Below are 5,825 nucleotides of genomic sequence, written 5' to 3'. Positions count from 1 at the left end.
TGTGGGCGACCGGGCGCGGCGGGCTGCCGGGGCGCGAGCCCGTCCGGCAGTGGCGCTGGAGCAACAATCCGGTGCTCCGCGGTGAGCGGCTCGACCTGGAGGGCCTCACGCCCGCGAGCGCCGCCGACCTCGCCGCGGGCGGTGACGGCGGTTTCGCATGGGCCGGTTCCGTTCCCGCCGACGGCACCCGGGTGGGCGCCGGGAGGATGGCCGAGCAGTACGAGGAAGGGGTGTTCCGGCCGGAGTGGACCACGTACGTCCTGGTCCGGCGGGAGGACGACCTCGCCGTGGGCGCGATGGGCTTCCACGGCGCCCCGGACGGGGACGGCCGGGTCGAGGTCGGCTACGACCTCGACGAGAGCGCCCGCGGCCACGGCTACGCCACGGAGGCGCTGCGCACGCTGTCGGCGTGGGCACTGGCCCAGGACGGCGTGCGCGGCGTCACCGCCGTCATCGACCGCGCCAACACGGCCTCACAGGGCGTCGTCACGCGCGCGGGCTTCACCCGGGTCGGCGGGGACGCGGCGAAGGGCGAGTACGTCTACGAGCTCCGCCGCTGAACCGCGCCCCCGCGCACCGTGCTCTTGCGCACCCGCAGGCCCGCCCCGTACAGCAGCCGCACCACCTCCCGGCTGCTGACCTCCACGGCTCCGGCGAGCACGACGTCCGCGTACCGCTGCTCGGGGATGTCGTAGTGGTCGCGCTCGAAGGCGCGGCGGGGGACGCCGAGGGCGGCGGCGAAGAGGTGCAGTTCGTCGTAGGAGACGTCGCTGACGAGGTGGGACCACATCCGGCCGTGGCCCGGCCAGGCCGGCGGGTCGATGTACAGGGCCACGTCAGGGCTGCCCGCCCAGCGAGCCCACCGCCGCGACCTTCACGCCCGACTGGTGGCACACCCAGTGCGGGTCGGGGCCCAACTCCGGCTCCACCTCCAGCGCGTGCGGGTCGCCGGAGCCGCACACCGGGCACAGCGGCCAGCGGCCGTACCGGTCCAGCAGGGCGTCCTGCACGTCCTGGGCGACCAGGCCGGTCACGAACCCGGCGCCCTGGGGCCACTGTTCGACCCACCAGCGGCGCTGCGCCACGGCCTCCTCGACGAGTGAGACGATCTCCGCCTCGGCGACCTCGTGCGCGACCAGGTCGGCGAGCACGAGGGCGCGGGCCGCGTGCAGGGCCTGCTCCAGGGAGCTGACGGAGGTGCCGCCGGGGCCGTCGGGGCTGTCAGGGCCGTCGGGGTCGCCGTGGGGGTGCATGCCCCTATTGTGCGCACTCTTGACCCCGCCACCGAAACGAAAATATCTTTCAACGGTGACCCAGGACGTGAAGGAAATTTTCGCGGACCGGCGCGGCACCGGCGCCTCCGTCCGTTCCGTCGCCGCCCCGCCCGCTCCCGCCGCCCTGGCGGCCAAGGTCCGTACGCTGGCGCCGTCGATGACCCGTTCCATGCAGCGGGTCGCCGAGGCCGTCGCGGGCGACCCGGCGGGCTGCGCGGCCCTCACGGTCACCGGCCTCGCCGAACTCACCGGCACCAGCGAGGCCACCGTCGTCCGCACCGCCCGGCTGCTCGGTTATCCCGGCTACCGGGACCTGCGCCTGGCCCTCGCCGGGCTCGCCGCCCAGCAGGAGTCGGGCCGCGCCCCCGCCCTCACCACCGACATCGCGGTGGACGACCCCATCGCCGACGTCGTCGCGAAGCTCGCCCACGACGAGCGGCAGACCCTCGCCGACACGGCCGCCGGACTGGACACCGTCCAGCTCGGCGCGGCCGTCGCCGCCCTGGCCGGCGCCCGCCGGACGGACGTGTACGGCATCGGCGCCTCCGGCCTGGTCGCCCAGGACCTCACCCAGAAACTGCTGCGCATAGGACTGATAGCCCACGCCCCCGGCGACCCGCACCTCGCCGTCACCAACGCGGTGCAGCTGCGCGCCGGTGACGTGGCCGTCGCCATCACGCACTCCGGTTCGACCGGGGACGTCATCGAACCGCTCCGGGTCGCCTTCGAGCGCGGGGCGACGACCATCGCGGTCACCGGCCGGCCGGACGGGCCGGTCACCCAGTACGCAGACCACGTACTGACCACGTCCACGGCGCGCGAGAGCGAACTGCGCCCGGCCGCGATGTCGTCGCGGACCAGTCAGCTCCTGGTGGTGGACTGCCTGTTCGTGGGCATCGCCCAGCGCACCTACGCGTCGGCCGCCCCGGCGCTGTCCGCGTCCTACGAGGCGCTGGCCCACCGGCACCGGAGCGGTTCGCGGTAGCGAGGGGGCCCCGGTCCCGCCGCGCCCCGCCGCGCTTCCCGCACAGGCCACAGACACCGGAGAGAACCGTTCCATGACCCACACGTCCGAACCGCGCGGTCTCCGCGCGGAGTTGGAGACCCTGACCACCGAGGCGTTCCGTCCGGAGCTGGCGGACGTCGACCGGCTGCCCACCCTCGGCATCGCCCGGCTGATGAACGGCGAGGACGCCACCGTCGCCGCCGCCGTGGCCGAGCGGCTGCCCGCGATCGCCGCCGCGATCGACGCCGTGGCCGAACGGATGGCCCGGGGCGGCCGGCTGGTCTACGCGGGCGCGGGCACCGCCGGCCGGCTGGGCGTCCTGGACGCCTCCGAGTGCCCGCCGACCTTCAACACGAGCCCCGGCCAGGTCGTCGGCCTGATCGCGGGCGGCCCCGGCGCCCTGGTCACCTCGGTCGAGGGCGCCGAGGACTCCGCGGAGCTGGCCGCGGCCGACCTGGACGCGCTGGAGCTGACCGCCGACGACACGGTGGTCGGCGTCTCCGCCTCCGGACGCACGCCGTACGCCGTCGGCGCCGTCACGCACGCCCGCGCGCGGGGCGCCCTGACGGTGGGCCTCGCCTGCAACGCGGGCAGCCCGCTCGCCGCGGCGGCCGGACACGGCATCGAGGTGGTCGTCGGTCCGGAGCTGCTGACCGGCTCCACCCGCCTCAAGGCCGGCACCGCCCAGAAACTCGTCCTCAACATGATCTCGACGATCACGATGATCCGGCTGGGCAAGACGTACGGGAACCTGATGGTCGACGTGCGCGCCTCCAACGAGAAGCTGCGCGCACGCGCCCGCCGCATCGTCGCCCTCGCGACGGGGGCGGCGGACGCCGACGTCGAGCGCGCCCTGGCCGCCGCGGACGGCGAGGTGAAGAACGCCATCCTGGTCCTGCTGGCCGACGTGGACGGCCCGACCGCGGCCCGCCTCCTGGACGGGGCGGACGGCCACCTGCGCGCGGCGCTGGCGGCCTCGGCCGGCCGGCCGTGACGGGCTGGGATACTGGCCCCACCCCCACACGGAGACGAGTCACATGAACCACGCGCAGCTCACCGCCCTGGGCCGCGCCCTGCGTGTCCTCGGCGAGCACGGCGAGGCCCTGTCCGCCGACACCCCGGACGCCAAGCTGCACGAGGTGAAGGCGGACCTGCGGCGGGCCCTCGACCGGCTGGAGGAGAGCGTCGAGTCGACCGCGCCCACCACCCGCTGCCCCGAGCACCCGAGCGGGCCGGTCGACCAGAGCGCCCCCGACCTGTGCCTGCTGTGCGAGACCCGGCGCCGCACGGCCCGCCGCGCCGAGTTCAACGGGCCCGCGCCCCAGCAGGCGCCCGCCGGGCCCGTCCCCTCCCGGTACGGAACGCACGGCGACCGCCCCCAGCCCCAGCAGCGCTGGCTGCCGGAGCTGTGGAACGGTCAGGCGTGGCAGTTGTGCGGCACCCCGCGCCGCGACCGCCGCGAGGCCGAACTGTTCATCGCGGCCGAGCGGCGCGGGCCCCGGCCCGCCATGGCGTACCGGCTGGTGCTCGAGTTCACCGACTACGAGGTGCTGCGCGTGTGGGGCATCCCGGCCCGGACCGGGAGCGAGCCGACGGGCGGCCCGTGACGGCGTGACGGCGTGCCGCCGCCTCCCCGGGACCGGGGCCGGGACGCGGGCGGGTCCGGGGAGACGGCCGGGGCCGGCGCCCCGGGCCCTGTGGCCGGTGCCGTACCGGGCAACGGTCGCCCTGCTCCGGGGCCCTGCCCGTCGACGACGTCGGCCGCCGGTGATAATCGGGCTGTGAGCACGATCGAGCGCCCCATGCCGCCCCTGAACGCCGACGAGCGCGCCACGCTGGAGAGCTGGCTCGACTTCCACCGCGCCACACTCGCGATGAAGTGTGAGGGTCTGGACGACGAGCAGGCCGCCGCCGCCTCCGTGCCGCCGTCCGGCTTCACCCTGACCGGCCTCGTCCAGCACATGGCGGAGGTGGAACGGAGCTGGTTCCGCCGGGTGTTCGCCGGAGAACGCGTTCCGCCCCTCTACGACCCGCGGGCCGACCCGGCCGGTCCCGACGGTGGCTTCGAACTGGCCGAGGGCGCGACCCTGCGCGAGGCCCTCGCCACCTGGCGCGCGGAGATCGCTCGCGCCCGCGAGCACTGCGCCGACCGTTCTCCGGACGATACGGGTCGCTTCATGGACCAGGACGTCAGCCTTCGCTGGATCTACGTCCACATGATCGAGGAGTACGCCCGTCACAACGGCCACGCCGACCTGCTCCGGGAACGCATCGACGGCACCACCGGCGTATAGCGCCGGGTCGAGCGGTGTGCGCCCCGACGACGACGGCGCGCGGACGCCGGTCGTCGGCACGGCCGTTCCGCCGGATGACGTGGCGGCGGATCATGCCGGAGACGTGGGCTCCGGTGCGTCCGTCCGCACGGACACCGCCGGTCACCCCCGGCCTGAGCCGCCGGACAGGCCCCCTGCCCTGGCAGCCGGAACCCCGGCGGCCCCGGCGGTGTCCGGCGCCGAGGCGTTCGGGAACGCCGGCAGCCGGCCCACGATCGGGATGACCGGCGTCTGCATCAGCGAGACGACGATGCCGCCGAAGGCCAGGACGGCCGCCACGGCGTCGGCTCGGGGCGGCGCGGATTCCCCGGCCGTGGCGGACCGGGTGGGTGCGTCGGACATGGGGGAGCTCTCCGTCGTGGCCCGGTTCCCATCGGCTTGGGCGACTTCATGGAGCCTGATCGAGTCGAGCAACTGAATACGCCGCGCCTTCGGCCGGTCTGGTCACCACGGAACGGACACCCGGAACGGGCCCGGAGGCCGTGCGGGGAAAAGCCGGAGGCCGGTGCGTGCGTCCCGCGGGACGCACGCACCGGCCTCCGGGGCCCGGTCCGGTTCGCTCAGCTCAGCGTCTTGAGCGACGCCGCGTCGTACGGCGCGATCTCGCCGAGGCGTCCGCCGAGGACCTTCGCCGCCCACTCGGGGTCCTGGAGCACCGCGCGCCCCACCGCGACGAGGTCGAACTCGTCGCGCTCCAGCCGGTCGAGGAGGTCGTCGAGGCTGCCGAGCTCCGCGCCCCGGCCCTGGAACGCCTCCAGGAACTCCCCGTTCAGACCGACCGAACCGACGGTGAGGGCGGGCCTGCCGGTCAGCTTCTTCGCCCAGCCGGCCAGGTTCAGGTCCGAGCCCTCGAACTCCGGGACCCAGTAGCGGCGCGTGGAGGCGTGGAAGGCGTCGACACCGGCGGCCGCCAGCGGGGCGAGGAGGGCCTCCAGCTCCCCGGGGGTCTCGGCGAGGCGGGCGTCGTAGGCGTCCTGCTTCCACTGCGAGAAGCGGAAGATGACGGGGAAGGCGGGCGAGACCCGCTCGCGGACCGCCGCGACGATGTCCGCGGCGAACTTCGTCCGCGCCACCGGGTCGCCGCCGTAGACGTCGGCCCGGCGGTTGGTGCGCTCCCACAGGAACTGGTCGATGAGGTAGCCGTGGGCGCCGTGCAGCTCCACGCCGTCGAAGCCGATGCGCTCGGCGTCCGCGGCTACCTCATCGACCAGT

9 protein-coding genes are annotated in these 5,825 nt (G+C 75.1%); 5 read left to right on the top strand and 4 right to left on the bottom strand.

Annotated features, from left to right (window positions below; genetic code table 11):
• Nucleotides 1-560: GNAT family N-acetyltransferase (locus AOK18_RS05955; protein ID WP_157865042.1), on the top strand; the 560-nt coding region annotated here is incomplete at its 5' end.
• On the opposite strand, the gene AOK18_RS05950 is transcribed toward AOK18_RS05955, so the two are convergent.
• Both AOK18_RS05950 and AOK18_RS05945 read right to left on the bottom strand, forming a co-directional pair.
• Nucleotides 542-835, bottom strand: a complete 294-nt coding sequence (locus tag AOK18_RS05950) for a DUF4031 domain-containing protein (RefSeq protein ID WP_055693623.1) — start codon at nt 833-835, stop codon at nt 542-544. The two genes, AOK18_RS05955 and AOK18_RS05950, sit on opposite strands and share 19 nt — an antisense overlap.
• 1 nt (nt 836) lies before the next feature.
• On the bottom strand, nt 837-1,253 hold the full coding sequence (locus AOK18_RS05945; RefSeq protein ID WP_055693622.1) for a hypothetical protein: 417 nt from the start codon (nt 1,251-1,253) through the stop codon (nt 837-839).
• Nucleotides 1,254-1,308: 55 nt separating this feature from the next.
• Here AOK18_RS05945 and AOK18_RS05940 point away from each other — a divergent pair, with 55 nt between their 5' ends.
• The 4 genes from AOK18_RS05940 to AOK18_RS05925 all read left to right on the top strand — a co-directional run bounded on the left by AOK18_RS05940 (nt 1,309) and on the right by AOK18_RS05925 (nt 4,574).
• Nucleotides 1,309-2,259 carry a MurR/RpiR family transcriptional regulator gene (locus AOK18_RS05940; RefSeq protein WP_055572123.1) on the top strand — a complete coding sequence of 317 codons (951 nt, stop codon included), beginning with the start codon at nt 1,309-1,311 and terminating at the stop codon, nt 2,257-2,259.
• A 73-nt stretch (nt 2,260-2,332) separates the two neighbouring features.
• Nucleotides 2,333-3,274, top strand: coding sequence for an N-acetylmuramic acid 6-phosphate etherase (murQ, locus tag AOK18_RS05935; RefSeq protein WP_055693621.1), 942 nt, complete (start codon nt 2,333-2,335; stop codon nt 3,272-3,274).
• A 43-nt stretch (nt 3,275-3,317) separates the two neighbouring features.
• On the top strand, nt 3,318-3,887 hold the full coding sequence (locus AOK18_RS05930) for a hypothetical protein (RefSeq protein WP_055572121.1): 570 nt from the start codon (nt 3,318-3,320) through the stop codon (nt 3,885-3,887).
• A gap of 174 nt (nt 3,888-4,061) precedes the next feature.
• Complete coding sequence (locus AOK18_RS05925) at nt 4,062-4,574, top strand: DinB family protein (protein WP_055572120.1); 513 nt, start codon at nt 4,062-4,064, stop codon at nt 4,572-4,574.
• 141 nt (nt 4,575-4,715) lie between these two features.
• On the opposite strand, the gene AOK18_RS05920 is transcribed toward AOK18_RS05925, so the two are convergent.
• On the bottom strand, nt 4,716-4,955 hold the full coding sequence (locus tag AOK18_RS05920; RefSeq protein ID WP_055693620.1) for a hypothetical protein: 240 nt from the start codon (nt 4,953-4,955) through the stop codon (nt 4,716-4,718).
• A gap of 218 nt (nt 4,956-5,173) precedes the next feature.
• A partial coding sequence (locus AOK18_RS05915) for an oxidoreductase (protein ID WP_478078837.1) occupies nt 5,174-5,825 on the bottom strand: 652 nt, incomplete at its 5' end.

The sequence above is a fragment of the Streptomyces prasinopilosus genome (assembly GCF_001419695.1).
GTDB lineage: Bacteria > Actinomycetota > Actinomycetes > Streptomycetales > Streptomycetaceae > Streptomyces > Streptomyces prasinopilosus.
This window is presented reverse-complemented; position numbering and strand designations above follow the sequence as displayed.